The 16,247-nt window shown below is 61.8% G+C and carries 15 protein-coding genes; 5 read left to right on the top strand and 10 right to left on the bottom strand.

Going from position 1 to position 16,247, the window contains the following annotated elements:
- The 5 genes from CD351_RS05040 to CD351_RS05020 all read left to right on the top strand — a co-directional run bounded on the left by CD351_RS05040 (window position 1) and on the right by CD351_RS05020 (window position 5,931).
- Window positions 1-366, top strand: a complete 366-nt coding sequence (locus CD351_RS05040) for a response regulator (RefSeq protein WP_111991591.1) — start codon at window positions 1-3, stop codon at window positions 364-366.
- Between the two features lie 107 nt (window positions 367-473).
- Window positions 474-1,547, top strand: a complete 1,074-nt coding sequence (gene cheB / locus CD351_RS05035) for a chemotaxis-specific protein-glutamate methyltransferase CheB (RefSeq protein ID WP_234027236.1) — start codon at window positions 474-476, stop codon at window positions 1,545-1,547.
- A 6-nt stretch (window positions 1,548-1,553) separates the two neighbouring features.
- Window positions 1,554-2,417: a protein-glutamate O-methyltransferase CheR gene (locus CD351_RS05030; RefSeq protein ID WP_111991590.1), complete on the top strand. Its 864-nt coding sequence runs from the start codon at window positions 1,554-1,556 to the stop codon at window positions 2,415-2,417.
- Between the two features lie 128 nt (window positions 2,418-2,545).
- Window positions 2,546-4,120, top strand: coding sequence for a bifunctional diguanylate cyclase/phosphodiesterase (locus CD351_RS05025; protein WP_234027235.1), 1,575 nt, complete (start codon window positions 2,546-2,548; stop codon window positions 4,118-4,120).
- Entirely contained in the window at window positions 4,120-5,931 is a 1,812-nt protein-coding gene (locus CD351_RS05020; RefSeq protein WP_234027234.1) for a methyl-accepting chemotaxis protein, read from the top strand. Before CD351_RS05025 ends, CD351_RS05020 begins: the two co-directional genes overlap by 1 nt.
- Before the next feature lie 4 nt (window positions 5,932-5,935).
- Here the strand turns inward: CD351_RS05020 and hemN are convergent, their stop codons facing one another.
- The 10 genes from hemN to CD351_RS04965 form a co-directional block, all read right to left on the bottom strand.
- A complete protein-coding gene (gene hemN, locus CD351_RS05015) occupies window positions 5,936-7,246 on the bottom strand; it encodes an oxygen-independent coproporphyrinogen III oxidase (protein WP_111991589.1) in 1,311 nt (436 codons plus the stop codon).
- 254 nt (window positions 7,247-7,500) lie between these two features.
- Window positions 7,501-7,680 carry a cbb3-type cytochrome oxidase assembly protein CcoS gene (gene ccoS, locus CD351_RS05005; protein WP_111991587.1) on the bottom strand — a complete coding sequence of 60 codons (180 nt, stop codon included), beginning with the start codon at window positions 7,678-7,680 and terminating at the stop codon, window positions 7,501-7,503.
- The gene (locus CD351_RS05000; protein WP_369880793.1) at window positions 7,677-9,800 is read right to left on the bottom strand and encodes a heavy metal translocating P-type ATPase; all 2,124 of its coding nucleotides are present in this window, start codon (window positions 9,798-9,800) and stop codon (window positions 7,677-7,679) included. Before CD351_RS05000 ends, ccoS begins: the two co-directional genes overlap by 4 nt.
- Window positions 9,797-10,258 (bottom strand): FixH family protein, encoded by a 462-nt coding sequence (locus CD351_RS04995; protein ID WP_111993596.1) that lies wholly within the window; start codon window positions 10,256-10,258, stop codon window positions 9,797-9,799. Before CD351_RS04995 ends, CD351_RS05000 begins: the two co-directional genes overlap by 4 nt.
- Window positions 10,258-11,793 (bottom strand): cytochrome c oxidase accessory protein CcoG, encoded by a 1,536-nt coding sequence (gene ccoG, locus CD351_RS04990; RefSeq protein WP_234027232.1) that lies wholly within the window; start codon window positions 11,791-11,793, stop codon window positions 10,258-10,260. The genes CD351_RS04995 and ccoG overlap by 1 nt, the downstream gene beginning before the upstream one ends.
- Entirely contained in the window at window positions 11,780-12,742 is a 963-nt protein-coding gene (ccoP, locus tag CD351_RS04985) for a cytochrome-c oxidase, cbb3-type subunit III (RefSeq protein WP_111991586.1), read from the bottom strand. Before ccoP ends, ccoG begins: the two co-directional genes overlap by 14 nt.
- Window positions 12,735-12,896, bottom strand: coding sequence for a cbb3-type cytochrome c oxidase subunit 3 (locus CD351_RS04980; RefSeq protein WP_007166286.1), 162 nt, complete (start codon window positions 12,894-12,896; stop codon window positions 12,735-12,737). The genes ccoP and CD351_RS04980 overlap by 8 nt, the downstream gene beginning before the upstream one ends.
- Window positions 12,893-13,669 (bottom strand): cytochrome-c oxidase, cbb3-type subunit II, encoded by a 777-nt coding sequence (ccoO, locus tag CD351_RS04975; RefSeq protein ID WP_111991585.1) that lies wholly within the window; start codon window positions 13,667-13,669, stop codon window positions 12,893-12,895. Before ccoO ends, CD351_RS04980 begins: the two co-directional genes overlap by 4 nt.
- Window positions 13,670-13,682: 13 nt before the next feature.
- Window positions 13,683-15,353: a cytochrome-c oxidase, cbb3-type subunit I gene (gene ccoN / locus CD351_RS04970; RefSeq protein ID WP_111991584.1), complete on the bottom strand. Its 1,671-nt coding sequence runs from the start codon at window positions 15,351-15,353 to the stop codon at window positions 13,683-13,685.
- 118 nt (window positions 15,354-15,471) lie between these two features.
- Complete coding sequence (locus tag CD351_RS04965; protein WP_111991583.1) at window positions 15,472-16,170, bottom strand: Crp/Fnr family transcriptional regulator; 699 nt, start codon at window positions 16,168-16,170, stop codon at window positions 15,472-15,474.
- Between the last annotated feature and the right edge of the window lie 77 nt (window positions 16,171-16,247).

The raw sequence follows: 16,247 nt of genomic DNA, 5'->3' as shown, positions 1-16,247 counted from the left end.
ATGAAAAGCTGCCTAGTCGTCGATGATTCCCGCGTAATTCGCAAAGTTTCGAGGCATATTCTCGAAACCTTGGGCTTTGCGGTCGAAGAAGCCGAAAATGGCAAGGAGGGCCTGGAAGCGTGCGAGGCCAAGATGCCCGACGTGGTCCTGCTTGACTGGAATATGCCGGTCATGACGGGGATCGAATTCATCACGCAATTGCGCAAGCGTCCCGGCGGTGACAAGCCGAAAGTGGTGTTCTGCACGACCGAAAACGACGTGGCTCATATCCGCGAGGCAATAAGTGCCGGCGCCGACGAATACGTGATGAAGCCGTTCGATCACGAAACATTGCAAATCAAACTGCAGCTGGTCGGCTTCGCGTGAACGCGATGTCTTCTTCCCCTTCCCGAATCCTGCGAAAAGTAGCGAACGAGCCGGCTTCCCGCGACAGCGCGCCCGCGTGCGAGAGTGCGAGCGACGCAATCCGGGTGATGATCGTCGATGATTCGCTGACCGTTCGCACGGTCCTGAAGCGCATCGTGGAAAGCGACGGCGCGATGGAAGTCACCGCGACCGCATCGTCCGGCGAGCGGGCGATCGCACAGCTCGGCACGACCGACGCCGATGTCCTGCTGCTCGATCTCGAAATGCCCGGCATGGGCGGTCTCGAAGCGCTGCCTGCTATCCTCGCGGCCGCGCCGGACCTTCAGGTGCTGGTCGTCTCATCCCTGACCGATGACGGGGCCGAGGCCACCGTTCAGGCGCTTTCCACCGGTGCGGCCGACACCATGCTCAAGCCGCGTCCCGGTGGCTTCAACGAGGATTACCGCAGTCAGCTTCTCGGCAAGATCCGCGCGCTCGGCGGCAAAGGCGATAATGCAGCCGCCAGCGCCAATGCGCAGATCAGCGCTCAGGAGGCCAAACCAGCGAGACTGTCGCGCCCGGCCCAGCTTCCGGAGCTCGTCGCAATCGGTGCGTCGACGGGAGGCATTCACGCGCTCAATCTGATGCTGCGTGAACTCACACCCGATTTCGATCTGCCGATTTTGATAACGCAGCACCTGCCCAGCTCGTTCATCCCGGTGTTCGCGCGCCAGGTCGAGGTTGCGAGCGGTCGTCCCACCCATATCGCGGATGACGGAACCGAAATCCGCAAGGGCGAAATCGCCATCGCGACCGGGCACGGGCACATGATCGTGAAGCGGCTGGGCGAAACGCTTGTGGCGCGTATTTCCAGCGAACCTGCTCGCAGTGGTTGCCTGCCTTCGGTTGACCCGATGCTGCGCAGCGCCGCCGACGCCTGCAATGGCCGCGTTCATGCAATTATCCTGTCAGGCATGGGCCGCGATGGTTTCGATGGTGTCCAGCACCTGCGCGAATCGGGCGGGACCGTCTGGACCCAGGACGCGGAGACCAGCGCCGTCTGGGGAATGCCGGGAGCGGTCACGAAAGCGGGCTTCAGCGATTATGTGGCAGCGCCTCCCGCTCTGGGGCAGGCGCTTATGGCTCAGATCGGAACAATCAGCGGCACAGCGCAACCGACGCGCCAGAGTGTGACGACCTGACCCGACATGGAAGTTAGCCAGGCCTCTTACCAGATCATCGCCGACCTTTTGTCCGCCCGCACCGGGCAGCACCTCACCGAAAGTCGACGCTGGCGTGTCGGAACGGCGCTTTCGGGCGTCTTCCGCGAACACGGAATCAGCAATCTCGACCAGCTCGTCTGCCTGCTCGATGAGCCGCGCCGGCGCTCGCATGACCGCGACCTGGCGACCGAGGTCGTCGAGGCCTTGCTCAACAATGAGACATACTTTTTCAGGGACAAACCGACTTTCGATCAGATCCCCGATGATATCCTGCCCGAGCTTGCGCGGCGCAGAAGGCACACGCGGCGCCTGTCGATCTGGTGCGCCGGGTGTTCGACCGGACAGGAAGTGCACAGTCTTGCCATGCTGTTCGAAGACCAGAAGGCCTTATGGGACGGCTGGACGATCGATATCCTCGGCACCGACGTATCGCACCGCGCCATCCGAACCGCACGCACCGGGCTTTACAGCCAGTTCGAGGTTCAGCGTGGCCTTGGCGTTACCCAGATGCTGCGCCACTTCGAGGAAACTCCCGGCGGCTGGCAAATCCTCGATCACGTTCGCCACATTACCCGCTTTCAGCAGCACAACGTCTTGTCCGAACCACCCGCACGCGCCCGCTTCGACCTCGTGCTGTGCCGCAATGTCCTGCTGTATTTCGATGCGGACACACGCGCCATGGTATTCGACAGGCTGGCATCGGCAATGGCGCGCGACGGTTTCCTGATGCTCGGCGCCGGGGAAACGGTCGTAGGCCAGACGCGCGCTTTCGAGCCTGCGGCCAAACGCATGAGCATCTACGAGTTTCCCGAGCAGGTCGCCCGCAGCGCGGCTCTTGGCTTTGGGTAAAAATTAAGCGGAATCAAAGGGATTTTCCCTATCCGGGTTTCGGAGATTTTACCGTTCGTTAGCCATTGATATTTAGAAAGCCGGGCATCGCCAAGCTGACGTTTTCGCCGCGAGTAGAAGGAAGTTGCGTGCCCAAGCCGAGTAAACCTCTGCGCCTCACTCCCCTCGGGATTGTCCTGGCACCTCTTGCCACGCTCAGCCTCGTGTTCGGCGGCATCGTTCTCGTCATCAGCTTCAGCAAGACAATCGACATCGTAGAACCAAAATTGCTCTTCATTGCAGGCGCGCTGGTCTACGCGGCGACGATCTTTCTCTTGAGCCGCCACGGCTTCAACAATGTCCACGAACTCGAAGAACTGAGCGAGACCGACACACTGAGCAAGCTGCCCAATCGGCGCGCGCTTCACAACGATCTTGAGACCTTTTCACTGGGCGATGAGGAAGTGGCAGTCGCGCTTATCGATCTTGATCGTTTCAAGCAGGTCAACGACCATTACGGGCATGCGATCGGCGACCGGTTGATCCAGGAATGCGCTGGCATGCTTCAGGAAATCTGCGGCGATGAAGCGCGCTGTTACCGTCTGGGTGGTGACGAATTTGCCGTGGCGATGGCGGGCCGGGTTTCGGGCACTATCCTTGAAGGCATGTGCCGCACGCTGCTTGAACAGTTGCAGGCACCAGTGCCAGTCGGCAAGTACGACATATGTGTCGGAGCGAGCATCGGCCTGGCACGCTCAACCGCGGGTCGACGTTTGCCTTCTTCTGAAATGCTGCGCCGATCCGACGTTGCGATGTCCGTCTCGAAGCGCGACGGAAAAATGCGCTGCACATGGTTCAACGAAAGCTTCGATCAACGCCGCGAAGCCGTGCGCGAGCTCGAAGACGAATTACGCGCTGGTCTTACGAAGGGCGAATACGAGGTTCATTATCAGCCATTGGTGGCTGCCGATTCCGGATCGAACGGCGCGCGGATCGTCGCCGTCGAGGCGCTGCTGCGATGGAACCGTGAGGATGGCCGCAAGGTCGGCCCGCATGTCTTCATTCCGGTCGCGGAAGATTCAGGCATCATCAATCCGATCGGCCTTTGGGTCTTGCGCAAGGCCATGACCGATGGCTGCCGGTGGAAGGACATCACGCTGTCGGTCAACATTTCGGCCGCCCAGCTCAGAAACCCGGAATTCCCGATCAAACTGGGCGAAATCCTTGAGGATACCGGCTTTCCACCCGACCAGCTGGAGCTTGAAGTCACCGAGACATGTCTCGTTCTCGATCCGGTGGTGGCCGAGCGCAGCCTCGACGTCATCCGCAAGTTCGGCGTGCGCATTTCGCTCGACGACTTTGGGACCGGCTATGCCTCCATCGGGTTTCTTCGCCAATTCCGGTTTGAAAAGCTCAAGCTCGACCGCAGCCTTGTGGTACAAGCGGGCGAGGACGAAGGCAGCCGCGCCATGATGCTTTCCAGCATTGCCGTTGCGCGCGCACTCAAGATGGGTGTGACTGCCGAAGGCGTTGAAACCACTGAACAGGCCGACATGGTCCGCCTTGCCGGTGCAGATCAGATCCAGGGCTGGCTTTATTACAAGGCCATGCCGGCATCGGATATCGACACGCTGATCGAAGCGCAGGTTCGCGCCGAGAGCAGCGCTGGTGACTTTGACGAGCCTGCCAGAGCAGCTCGAACAGGGACAAACGGGGACGCATAATGAGCGCTTTGCAGGAAATCGCAGTAGACCTCGAAGCAGAACGGATCGGTACCAACCAAACAGTCGACAAAAGAGGCCTCAACCCTTTGGGCGCAGCGGCCGGGTGGTTCGAAAAGCTGTCCATCGGACGCAAGATCTCGGCATTTTACGGGTTCAATCTCATCCTTGCCCTGTTTGCGGGGCTGGTGCTGATTGGCTTCTTCGTCGAAGCAGGCAACCGAGCCGAGCAGATCAATGTAACCCACGATCTCGCGATTGATGCCGAGCGTCTTCTGACAGACATTTCGGAGGCACAGCGTCACGCTGAGATCCTCGTCGTAACCGGCGATAATGCTCGGGCCAATCAGGCGCTGGCGCAGCTTACCATCGCCGATGCCAAGCTTGACGGTCTTCGCGATGCTACTGCGGGCCTCGACATGGAAGCGATTGATCGCATCGGGCTGATTGCTGCGGCGACCGAGGATTTTCGCCGCCAGATCGGGGCATTCAATCCCGAAGCTCCCACGGCGCGCCGCGAAGCGCAGGCGTCCGAGGTGACGGCCACTGGGAGCGCAGCGCTTGAGGCCGCTCGTGATCTTGCGACCCGCATGGGAACCGAGGCCGACCGCATTTCGGATTCGGGCGCCAGCCTGCTTTCCACGCTGCTCCTGATCTGGGTCGCGCTGGCGGTCTTGCTGACCGTGACCACGCTTGTTGCACAGCGCTACTTCGACCGCTCGGTCGGTGGCTCGATCAGGCAGCTTGCCAGTCAGATGACCCGGCTTGCCAGGGGCGAGAAGGAGATCGACATCCACGGTGAGGACCGGACCGACGAGGTTGGCGAGATGGCCCGCGCGATGGGTATTTTTCTCAAGGCCAGTATCCGTCTTGAGCGCCTCAGCCGCGAAAGCTCGCAAAAGGCCAAGGAGGAACTTGAGGAGCAGACCCGCCTTCAGATCCAGCAAGAGGAAGCTCGCCTCGAACGCGAACGCACGCTGCAAAGCTTTGCCGACCAGTTTGAGCGCACCGTCGGTGACGTCGTTGGCGGGGTCGCGAGTGCATCGAGCCAATTGCAGACCACTTCCACCGCAATGGCGGCAAGCGCAGAGCAATCCTCCAACCGCACAGCAGAAGTCGCAGCGGCAATGGAAGAGGCCAATACCGGCGCAACCGCAGCCGCGGCGGCATCCGATGAATTTGCGATGTCGATTGGCGAGATCAGCCGACAGGCCGCTTCATCGGCGGAACTCGCTCGCAAGGCGACACTGTCTGCCAATGAGGCGGATTCCACCATTTCAGAGCTCGCCAGCAGCGCGGAACAGGTGGGCCAGATCGTCGAGCTCATCCAGACTATTGCGCAGCGCACCAACCTGCTTGCGCTCAACGCCTCGATCGAAGCCGCCCGTGGCGGCGAGGCCGGGCGCGGGTTCGCCGTTGTCGCAAGCGAAGTCAAGGAACTCGCCATGCAGACCAGCCGCGCAACCGAACAGGTCGCGGACCAGATCCGCACCATGCAGGACACCACCGGCGCAAGCGTCAGCGCGCTGCGCTCAATCGCGAGTGAGGTTGCCCAGCTCGAGACCACCGCTGTTTCGATCGCAAGCGCGGTCGACCAGCAATCGGTCGCAGGCCAGGACCTTGCCCGCAGCATCGACCTTGCCGCGCGGGGCACCGAGCAGGTTTCGGGTCACATCAGGGAAGTGCGCGAGCTTTCAATCTCGACCGGCGCCGCAGCCAGCCAGGTGCTGACCAGCGCAACCGCACTCGAGCAACAGGCTCAGACCCTGCGCGTGCAGGTAGACGGTTTCCTCGCCAAGGTGCGCGCAGGCTGATCGGTCAGATTGCGGAGCTGAATGCCTGTTTCGCCGCGGCGCGGAAGGTGTCGAACTTCGAAGCGATCACGCGCGCATAAGGAAGGCCGCTGGGCGTGATCGAGAGATCGAGACCGCTCAGCGTCATCAATCCGCGTTTGAGAAACGGCTCGAACTCTTGCGCGTGGCTGATCAGGAGACAAGGCGAAAGCCTCGCCCTGCCCCGGCACAAAAGCTCCTCAATCACGCGCGCGCGCAATTGATCCTCGGAGCTGCGCTTTATGCCGACCGTAGCGGTAAGACGACCCTGCGAGGCCATCATCCGATAGCGGCCATTGTTCTTCTCGTTCTGGGCAATCAGTCCGGGAAAACCGCTGATCGCGCTGGCCCCAAGCCCGATCAGGACGTCTGACTGGTCATCGGTGAAGCCCTGAAAATTGCGCCTCAAAGTGCCCGTTCGCGCGGCCTCTGCCATCGGGTCGCCGGGCAGGGCGAAGTGGTCAAACCCCACTTCCTTGTATCCCTTCTCCATGAGGTATTCGAAAGCCTGGCTCGCCATAGCGAACCGTTCGTCTCGTCCGGGCAATTCATCGGTCGGAATCATCTTCTGGCGTGGCACGATATGCGGAACATGTGCATAGCCGAAGACCGCAATCCGGTCCGCGCCAAGTAAGGCGGTGTATTCGAGGCTGTCGGCAAGGTCCTCGCGCGTCTGACCGGGGAGGCCATACATCAGATCGAAGTTCAGCGATGTGACGCCCGCGCTGCGCAGCCAGTCGATGCTGCGGCAGATCATCTGATCGTCCTGCACCCGCCCGATCGCCTCTTGGCAATGCGCAGCGAATGTCTGCACGCCCATGCTCGCCCGCGTGAAGCCCGCTTCGGCAATGGCTTCCCCCCAGATGCTGTTCATTGAGCGCGGGTCGAGCTCGATCGACCACTCGGTCTGGTCGAGCCAGAAATTGCGGTGCAGCGCATCGACGAGGTCGAGGAGCTCGGATGGTTCGATGGCGTTGGGGCTGCCACCCCCGAACGCAACGCGCCTCACCCGCGCGTCGCGTGGCAGCAAGGTCGCGACGGTCTCGATTTCAGCATGAAGGGAGGCGAGATAGCTTTGCACCCGTTGCCGCCTGCCAGCCGCACCGGTGTTGCACCCGCAATAAAAGCAGATCTTCTCGCAAAACGGAATGTGGAGATAGAGCGATATGTCGCCGCTGGCCTCCCCAATCGCCTGCGCAAGCGCCGATGTGGGAAGCTCACCGAAATCGGCGGCGGTCGGATAGCTCGTGTAACGCGGCACCGGCGTTTCGAGCAGGTCTGGATAATAAGGCCACATGCACAGCGTTAAAGACGCGGCGACCATAAACGTCTTTGCGCCAGATCAAATCGTGCGCTGGGCCCGCTTCGTTTTCTCACGGCAGGAGCCGGCATGACAGCCCTCCTGGTGGCAATCGCGCGAGGGCCGGTCCTCCCTGTCGCCGAGCGGGATGGTGATCTCCCCGCCTAGGCATAGGGCGATGGTCAGCGACCGTTCCTCTTGAGGAAGTGGCCCCAATGCGACGGGGATGAGCGCTATTACGGCGAGAAGCTTCATGACTTTGCCTCTCCTTCCCCGTCCCCATCCCGATCCGTGTCCTCGTCGATCAGGATGCGATGGGCCGCGCCGTCCATGTCCTCATACTGACCTGAACGCATTGCCCAGAAGAAGGCCAACAGCCCTGCCCCTCCCATCAACAGTGCAATCGGAATAAGGAATGTGAGGCCGGTCATCTCGCGCTCCCCGCAAGCCGCAGGGAATTGGCGACCACGACGAGGCTGCTCAATGACATTGCGATCGCAGCGACAAGCGGCGTGACATAGCCGAACAGCGCAAGCGGCACGGCAAGCGCGTTGTAACCGATGGCAAAGGCGAAATTCTGGCGCACGATCACCATGGTCCGCTTCGCCACACGCACCGCAAGCGCGACCGGCATCAACTTCTCGCCAATGAACACCGCGTCTGCCGCCTGCTGGCTCGCATCGCTGGCGGTGCCCGGAGCGATTGAGGCATGCGCGGCGGCAAGTGCGGGACCATCGTTCAGGCCGTCGCCTACCATGAGGGGAAAGCGCCCGGCTTCACGCAAGGCTTCGAGCGCGGCGAGCTTATCTTGCGGGCTGGCCTCTGCAATCGCCGGAATGTCCAGCTGGCGCGCGACAGCTTCGACAGGCGCATTGCGGTCACCGGAGAGAATGCTGGCCTCGATATTCTCGTCGCGAAGCAGCGCGAGAGTGCAAGGCACATCGGCTCGCAGCGGATCATCGAACGAAAGGGTCGTATGCTCCTCTCCGATCTTGAGCGTAACGGCCAGCCGGTCCGTCTCGACCTGGGGCCTTTCGAGAGCGACGCGCACCTCGCCCCACATTCCTGAAACGCCTTCTCCGCCAACTTCCTCAAGATTATCGATGGCTGCGGGCTGCACGCCTTCCTCCAGCAGTCTTTTCGCAAGGCCCTTGCTGAGGGGATGGCGGCTCGATTGGGCGAGACCCAGAGCGACCTGTCTTTCTGCGGTGTTGAGAGCGCCGATATCCGGGCGCGGTTCTCCCAGCGTCAGCGTGCCGGTCTTGTCGAACAGCGCGACATCGACCTCGGCAAGGCGCTCCAGCGCGCTACCATCCTTGACCAGCAGTCCACGTTTCAGGAGCGCTCCCGATGCGACAACCTGCGCGGTCGGCACTGCGAGCCCCATTGCGCACGGGCATGTGATGATGAGCACGGCGATGGCGATGACGAGCGACTGATGCCATCCTGCGCCCGCTATCATCCAGCCTGCAAATGCAAGCGCGGCAAGCGCGTGGACGACGGGCGCGTAGGCGCGGCTGGCCCGATCGGCGATACGGACATAAGTGCTGCGCGACTGTCCGGCTTCATCCATCAGGCGCGCAATTTCCGCGATGGCCGTGTCATCGGCGGTTCGCGTCAGGCGCATGCGGAAAGGCGAGCTTTGATTGATAGCGCCCGCGTGGACCTGCGCGCCTGCACCGACGCTTTCCGGTGCGCTCTCTCCGGTGAGCATGGAATTGTCGATCGTGGAGCGCCCCTCTTCGATCTCTCCGTCGGCGGCGAGCGCTTCTCCTGCAGCGACCAGCACCAGCATACCCGGCTCCAGCGCGTTTGCGGGAACGCGGCGGGTCGCCCCGTCAGGGCCGATGACGCTGGCGCTCTTGCCCATCCGGCCCAGCAACGCCCCGATCCCGGCGCGGGTTCGCGTGCGCATCTCGGCATCGAGCGCGCGCCCTGCGAGGAGGAAAAAGAGCAGCATGACGGCGCTCTCGAAATAGGCGTGCTCACCGCCGGTGATCGTTTCATAAAGACTGAGCGCAGTGGCGAGGATCACACCGATGCTGATCGGCACGTCCATATTGGTGCGCCGATATTTGAGCGCCATCCATGCGCTCGAAAAGAAGGGTCTGCCCGAATAAGCGATCACTGGCATCGCGATCAGCGCGGAAAGCCAGTGAAACAGCTCGCGCGTAAAGCCTTGCGCACCGGACCAGATACTGACCGATAGCAGCATGACATTCATCATGCCGAAGCCGGCGACGCCCAACGCACGGGTCAGCTGCTTGCGCTCAGCCGCTTCGGTGCCGAGCGGATTTTCCTCGATCGGCTGCGCTTCGAAGCCTAGCCGCAGGAGCGCTTCGGTCAGGGCATCCTCGCCGACGGCGGGATCGTGCTCGATAGCGACGCGCTTGGACGAGAAGTTCACGCGGGCGGCGACAATCCCATCGACCTTGGGAAGCTCGCGTTCGATCTTCGCAATGCAGCCGGCGCAGCGCATGCCGGGCACGGTAAACCGCATGCCCTTGAGGGGCGCTTCACCCCTGTCGAACGAGAGGTCTGGCGCGTTCACCGGGGCAGCTCGCTTTCCTCAGCCCAGCTCTTGCCATCAGCCTCAATAAAAAGGCGCATGGTCCAGCGCCCCTGTGCGACTGGCTCGCTCGAACGGTAGCGACCCTCGCCCATTGGTTCGAATGTCAGGCTTGCGTATTCACGCTCCCCAATCGGCCGTCGCAGCTCCGCCGTCAGCATCGCGGAGACGGGGACACCGCTGGCCGTCACGGTCACGTATTCCGCTTCATCGCGCGTGATGTGGGCTTGCCAGCCAAGCGCTTTCGAAGCGTCTGCCTTGTCGAGCCAGTCGTTGAAGTTCTGGCTGGCGATGTAGGAGTTCTCGACCACGGTCCCATGGAAGCCGCTAACCGCGCGGCTCGCCATGTAGAAATTGACGCACATGACGACACCGAAGCCCGCGACCAGGATCGCCGCCATATGCTTGCCTGTGAAAGGCTTGTGCGGTTTGCTCGCCATCATTCGTCTCCGGGTGCGGTGAAAGTGGTTTCCTCGCTGTCGCTCTCACGCTGTTCGTCGAGAGAGGTGAGCACGAAGCGGAAATTGTCGACGTCGGTGCCCGCAGGGGTCACGACATAGACGCGGACCACGCGGGTTTCGTCGGCAGGCACGGTAAGGACCTGTGCCGTCGCCGCATCCTCGCGTCCGATCCTGTCGGTCCACATCACCGAACCTTCGGGCAGTCCAGCAAAGGAAACCTCCATCTCACGCGGGCGCGCTTCCATATTGCGCAGGCGCAATGTGTAGGAATTGCGCACCGAGCCATCCTTCATCAGCATGAAGGGCGGATTGCGGTCGGGCGAGACGGTCAGGTCGGTGTGGCTGCGCGTGCCGAGCGCGAACAGCATGGCAAGCCCGATCGCGCCCCAGATGCCGAAATAGATGAAGGTGCGCGGGCGAACGAGCGCTTTCCATGCCGGCTGCGCGGGCGCGCCTGCGGCTTCGGCTTCGCATTGCTCAAGAGTGGCGTAGTCGATCAGCCCGCGCGGGCGTCCGATATCCTTCATCACCCGGTCGCAGGCATCGATGCACAGGGCGCAGGTGATGCAGCCGATCTGCTGGCCTTCGCGGATGTCGATGCCGGTCGGGCACACCGCGACGCATTGCAGGCAATCGACGCAGTCGCCGTATTCGTCCGGATTCTTAAGCGATTTCTTGAGGCTGCCGCGCGGCTCTCCGCGCCAGTCCTTGTAGGTGACGATCAGCGACTTCTCGTCGAGCATCGCCCCCTGAATGCGTGGCCACGGGCACATATAGATGCACACCTGCTCGCGCATGAACCCGCCCAGCCAGAAGGTCGTGCCGGTCAGGATAGCGACGGTCATATAGGCGACCGGGTCGGCTTCCAGTCTGAAGAAGTCCACGAAGAGCGTCGGCGCGTCGGCGAAATAGAGAATCCACGCGCCGCCTGTCAGCATGCTGATAAGGAGATAGATCGACCACTTCGCACCGCGCCGAGCGATCTTGGCTGGCCCCCACGGTGCCTTGTCCAGACGGATGCGCGCATTGCGATCCCCGTCGATCAGGCGGTCGATGTGCTGAAACAGGTCGGTCCACACCGTCTGCGGGCAGGCATAGCCGCACCATGCGCGCCCGACGGCGCTGGTGACAAGGAACAGCCCGATCCCCGCCATGATGAGCATCCCGGCCACGAAGTAGAATTCGTGCGGCCAGATCTCGATATCGAACATGTAGAAGCGGCGGTTTGCCAGATCGATCAGAACCGCCTGATCTGGTGCATAGGGCCCTCTGTCCCAGCGGATCCACGGCGTCACATAATAGATCGCCAGCGTGACCACCATGATCAGCCATTTGAAGCGGCGGAACGGGCCGTCAATGCGCTTGTTGTGAACCGCCTTGCGCTTTTCATAGAGCCTGGGCGGCGGCTGGTGAGGCAGGCGACGCGCCGCAATGGGGTCGGTCTCCACCTCGGGCAGAGCCGCACCCCAATCGCGCTTGGCGTCAGGCCTCTCGAGTTCTTCAGGATCGGCCATCGTCTCCGACCTCGCCTGCGGATGCGACATCATCGGCGGTTTCACCCTCGATCCCGGGAGCGACCTCTTCGGTTGCCTCGCCTTCAAACTCACCGCCGCCGCGCGAATGGACATAGGCTGCGAGCATCTTGATAGTGACCGGGTCGAGCTTGTCGCTCCAGCCCGGCATCGCGCCGTGGCGTGGGTTGGCGATCTGCTGGCTCACTTGCGCGCGCTCGCTCCCGTAGAGCCAGATCGCATCGTTCAATGCAGGCGCGCCAAGCTCGCGATTGCCCGCGCCGTTTGCTTCATGGCATGCGGCGCAATTGTCGGCATAAAGCTGCGCGCCAGCCGGATTGCTCTGCCCCTCGCCGCTCAGCGACAGGACATGGCTTGTGACGGCGTCGAGCTCGGTACGGCTGAAGATATCGCCGAATGCCGGCATGTAGTTTGAGCGTGTCTCGTCCGAGCCCTCCCAGCGGATGCCGTGGGTGAGCGTGTATTCGATATCGGTGAGCGTGCCGCCCCACAGCCAGTCATCGTCGTTGAGGTTGGGGTAGCCATATTGTTCGTACCCTGCCGCGCCCGCGCCGTGGCACTGGACGCAGTGCTGTTTGAAGGCGGCCGCCCCTCCGGAAATCGCCTGACCCATCAGCTCGGGATCGGCGGGGAGTTTGGTGATGTCGGTTGCGGCAATCCGCTCGAACGTACCGGCGCGCGCCATGTCGGCGGCGCTCATTTCTTCGGCAAGTTCACTACGGCTCGACCAGCCAAGCACACCCTCGGTCGCCTGGCTCACCATCGGCCACGCCGGATAGAGCACCACGTAGACAGCTGCCCATGCGATCGTCGCATAGAACGTCCACAGCCACCAACGCGGCAGCGGCGTGTTCAGCTCCTCGATACCGTCCCATTCATGACCGACAAATTCGGTGCCGGTGGGTTCGTCGATGCGGTATTTGTCAGACATGATCGTCTTCCTTGAAAATCGAGGTCTTGGCTTCTTCCACGCCGTCTCTTGAGCGCGGCAGGAAGTGCCAGCCACACAGGACGAGGTAGAGGCCGAAGATCATCACCAGACCGTAGCTGTCGGCGAAGTGTCGAAAGGCGTCGTAGAAGCTCACCGGCCCTTCTCCTCAGCGAGTTCGGTCTGCGCCGCGGCGCTGTCGACATCGACCAGCGTGCCGAGCATCTGGAGGTAGGCGACGAGCGCATCCATCTCGGTCACGCGTGATGGGTCGCCGTCATAGTCGCGGATCTGCGCCTTGGAGTATCGGTCCTCGAGATCGCCGGGGTCCATGTCGGGATTGGCCTGCGCGAAAAGGTCGTTCTCAGCCGCCTCGATGTCGGCGGCCGAGTAAGGCACTCCGACGTTGGAAAGCGCGGTGAGGTTGGCCGACACGTCGGCGACCTGAAGCTCTGTCTCCGCGAGGAAGGCGTAGCTCGGCATAATGCTCTGCGGCACGACGCTTTGCGGGTCGATCAGGTGCTGGACGTGCCATTCATCCGAATAACGCCCGCCGACGCGCGCCAGGTCCGGTCCGGTCCGCTTCGATCCCCACTGGAACGGGTGATCGTACATACTTTCCGCAGCAAGGCTGTAGTGCCCATAGCGCTCGACCTCGTCACGGAAGGGGCGGATCATTTGGCTGTGGCACGTGTAGCAGCCCTCGCGAATGTAGATATCGCGGCCCACCAGTTCGAGCGGGGTGTAGGGCCGCATGCCGTCCACCTCCTCGATCGTGTTCTCAAGGTAGAACAAGGGCGTGATCTGCACGAGCCCGCCAATTGCCACCGTAATGAAGGTCGCAACGGTCAGTAGGGTGATGTTCTTCTCAAGCCGCTTGTGGCCTTCGAAAACGCCCTGCGGCGGGGCTTCTGGGTGTGTGTCACTCATTGTTTGCGTATCCCTATTCCGCAGGTTGAGCTTGAGGTTGAATGCCGGCCAGAGGACGGTCGGCTTCCTCGTCGTAATGGGTGTCTCCCATGGGCGCTTCGTCGCGCTGGTGGCCCGCAATCGTCATCCACATATTGTAGGACATGATGATCGCGCCTGAGAGGTAGAGGAGGCCGCCAAAGGCGCGCATCCAGTACATCGGCTCCAGCGCTGCGACGGTGTCGACGAAGCTGTTCACCAGGTATCCGTCAGAGCCGTATTCGCGCCACATCAGGCCCTGCGTAACCCCTGCGACCCACATGCTGGCGGCGTAAATTACGATACCCAGCGTCGCGAGCCAGAAGTGCCAGTTGATCATGCGCAGCGAGTACATCCGCTGGCGTTTCCAAAGACGCGGCACGAGGAAGTAGACGCAGGCGAAGGTGATCAACCCGTTCCAGCCCAGCGCACCCGAGTGAACGTGCCCGATGGTCCAGTCGGTATAGTGCGAAAGCGAGTTCACCGCCTTGATTGACAGCATCGGCCCTTCGAACGTGCTCATCCCGTAGAAAGCGAGCGCCATCACCATCATGCGGATGATCGGATCGGTGCGGATCTTATCCCATGCGCCGTTCAGCGTCATCAGGCCGTTAATCATACCGCCCCAGCTCGGCATCCACAGCATGATGGAAAACACCATGCCCAGCGTCTGCGCCCAGTCGGGCAGCGCGGTGTAGTGGAGGTGGTGCGGACCAGCCCAGATGTAGAGGAAGATCAGCGACCAGAAGTGGATGATCGACAGGCGATAGGAATAGACGGGCCGGTTGGCCTGCTTCGGGACGAAGTAATACATCATCGCGAGGAAGCCGGCGGTGAGGAAAAATCCGACCGCATTGTGGCCGTACCACCACTGGATCAGCGCATCCTGCACTCCCGAATAGGCGGAGTAGCTGCGCGCGCCCAGAAGGCTGACAGGGATCGCGATATTGTTGACCACGTGCAGCATCGCCACGGTGACGATGAAGGCGAGGAAGAACCAGTTCGCGACATAGATATGCGGCTCTTTGCGTTTCAGGATCGTCGCGACGAAGACCGCCAGATAAGCGACCCACACCACGGTCAGCCACAGATCGACATACCATTCAGGTTCGGCATATTCCTTCGATTGGGTGACACCGAGCAGATAGCCCGTCGCCGCCAGCACGATGAACAGCTGGTATCCCCAGAATACGAACCGCGCGACACCCGGAAGCGCCAGGGTTGTGCGGCAGGTGCGCTGGACGACATAGAAACTGGTCGCGAGCAGCGCGTTACCGCCAAAGGCGAAGATCACCGCAGAGGTGTGAAGCGGGCGCAGTCGGCCAAAGTTCAGGTAAGGCTCGAAATTGAGCGCAGGGTAAGCCAGCTGAAGCGCGATGTAGACGCCCGCAAGAAGGCCTGCGAGGCCCCAGAACATCGTCGCAATGACGCCCCAGCGCACGATGTCGTCATCGTACCGGCTTTCGCCCGGTGGCATGCGGAAAATGCTCTGCGCCTTGGCCATCGGGTCAAAGCGCGCGGTCGTCACAATCGCAAGCCCGAAGGCGACGATCGCCACGATCAGCGCGTGAGCGGCAAACCCCGCATCCTTCGCCCCCACCATCGCGGCGAGCGCCAGAAGCGCGAGAACCAACCACAGGCCTGCACGGCCAACTACAGCTTCCATAATGAAGATCCCTTGTTGTTGCAACCTGCGTTAGAGGCCCGCTGACCGCGTGTGTTTGACTCAGATCAACTTGGAGCGCGGGGCGTCACTTTTTCTCGGTTTTGCGTCTGAGTTTTCGTCATGCGGCTTCGAACAGATGCCCGGCTCGCGCACCAAGGCCGCTCAAATCGCGGAGCACGACCTTCGATCGGCCCATGGTTTCGATAAGGCCCGCCTCGCGCAGTTCTCCGAACTGGCGGCTCACCGTCTCGATCGTTAAACCAAGACTGTCAGCGACATCGCGGCGCGACATTGGCAGATGCAGAAGGCGCCCTCCCTCCCCGTCCGTCCCGATGCGCTGGTCCATCGTCAGGAAGAAATTCGCTAGCCTTTCCTGAGCGCTCTTGCGGCCGAGGCTAATCGTTTTCTCTCGGCACCGGTTGAGTGCCCGGATGGCGCGTTCGAGGACTTCATCTACCATTCCCGCCTCGAAGCGAGCCAGTTTGTAGAATTCATCGGCAGGGAAATAGATCAATTCGCAGTCTTCAAGCGCGCACAGGGAATAAGCGTGAGCAGCGCGGGCCGGGACCGATACGAGGTCGCCTGCAAAGTGAAACGCGACAACCTGCTCGCGCCCGCCCGATGCGTGGGCGACGAGTTTGGTGCTGCCACTTGCGACGAACACGATTTGATCTGAGCCATTTCCCATGAAAGGCGCATCGCCCGCACGCGCGCTCGCATAGCGGGCGACCGCCTGGAAGCGGAGATGGGTTGCATCCGAAGTTCCCAGCGGGAGGATCGCTATCGAAAAGCGTTCGAAAAGGTCGGGAAAAGTCATGTGCAAGGGCGCCTCGCGCAATAATCAGAGTGGCAGCCTGATGAGCGCAAAGAAGTTCAGGCGCATTGATCTGGATC

The organism is Erythrobacter sp. KY5 (genome assembly GCF_003264115.1).
In the GTDB taxonomy this organism is placed as follows: Bacteria; Pseudomonadota; Alphaproteobacteria; order Sphingomonadales; family Sphingomonadaceae; genus Erythrobacter.
The sequence above is the reverse complement of the archived record's forward strand: the minus strand, read 5'-3'. Positions and strand labels throughout refer to the sequence as shown.